This window comes from Streptomyces sp. NPDC059037 (assembly GCF_042740015.1).
Classification (GTDB): domain Bacteria; phylum Actinomycetota; class Actinomycetes; order Streptomycetales; family Streptomycetaceae; genus Streptomyces.
On record NZ_JBHYIG010000467.1, the window covers coordinates 2,919 to 4,153 of the forward strand.

Annotated in this window: 2 protein-coding genes; both read left to right on the forward strand. The window is 65.4% G+C overall.

The window, feature by feature from the left end:
• Positions 1-218: 218 nt before the first annotated feature.
• On the forward strand, positions 219-506 hold the full coding sequence (locus ACFWY6_RS44655; RefSeq protein ID WP_384703441.1) for a hypothetical protein: 288 nt from the start codon (positions 219-221) through the stop codon (positions 504-506).
• A gap of 323 nt (positions 507-829) precedes the next feature.
• Complete coding sequence (locus ACFWY6_RS44660; RefSeq protein ID WP_384703444.1) at positions 830-1,129, forward strand: hypothetical protein; 300 nt, start codon at positions 830-832, stop codon at positions 1,127-1,129.
• Positions 1,130-1,235: the final 106 nt, after the last annotated feature.

A 1,235-nucleotide genomic window follows, 5' to 3' on the forward strand; every position in this document is an offset into this window, starting at 1 on the left:
CGGACGCCCGCACCGCACCGCCCCGCCGGGGCCCTTCGGGGATGGATCGTCCCCGAAGGGCCCGTTCGTGTGCGATGCGGCTTCAGGATGCTTCCGCGACAAGATCGCGAGATCCGGCGCGTCGCAGTCCGTTTTGCGGGTATTTCGTACTAATCTCCCATCACTGTACGAAGTCGATCTATCACAGATCGCGTTCACCTCACTCCACCGGAGATGACATGCAAAAGCTTCGCAAGGCTGCCGTCCTGGTCGCTGCCCTCAGCACCGTCGGATTCCTGGGCGCCGGCACTGCCCACGCGGGCGGGGACGGCGGCCACGGCAAGGGCGGCAAGCTCGACATCCACCAGAGCTCCAACTGCAAGTCGCACGACCTGAACCTCGACGTCCTCGGCCAGGTCGGGCTGCTCAACGGCCTGCTGGGCAACGCGCTCAACGGCGAGGGCAACCCGGGCGCGCAGGACACCCACCTCGGTTCGAGCATGGGCTGCAACAACAGCGCCCTCTAGGCGCGTGACGGTCGCATAGACGGCCGATAGCGGGAAAACGGCCCCGGCACCGAGCCTCCAGGCGCGGCGCCGGGGCCTTCTTCTGTGCCTGTGCCGAAATGACAAGCAGGTCGGCATTGTTGGCGGCCGAGCCGACGGGGCCAGGTGCCAATGACGCGATTCACCCACGGGGCACGGTATTTCCCGACCATCGGCCAAGGTGGTGAGGATTCCCCGAATTCGGCGCGCCGCACGATGGTGTGGGGATATTTCTTATTAGTCTCCGTAATTGAACGAAGTCGATCTATCACAGATCGCACTCACCTCACTTCACCGGAGATGACATGCACAAGCTCCGCAAGGCTGCCGTCCTGGTCGCTGCACTCGGCAGCGTCGGGCTCCTGAGTGTCGGCACCGCCCACGCCGATGGCGGGGGTGGCCTGGGCTCGGGCAAGCACGGCGATGGCTTCAAGATCAATCAGAGCACCACCTGCAGGTCGCACGACCAGAACATCGACGTCCTCGGTCAGGTCGGCATCCTCAACGGCCTGGGCGGCAACCTGCTGAACGGCGAGGGCAACTCGGGCGCGCAGGAGACCTCTCTGGGCTCGAGCATGGGCTGCGACAACAGCGTAGGCAAGTAAGTCGGAACCTTCCTCGGGGGGGCCGCGCCCCGGCCCGGGGGCCCCGGGGGTTTTTATAGCGGGGTAACAGGGGGCCCATGCCCGCGGATATGAGTGATTGAGTGGG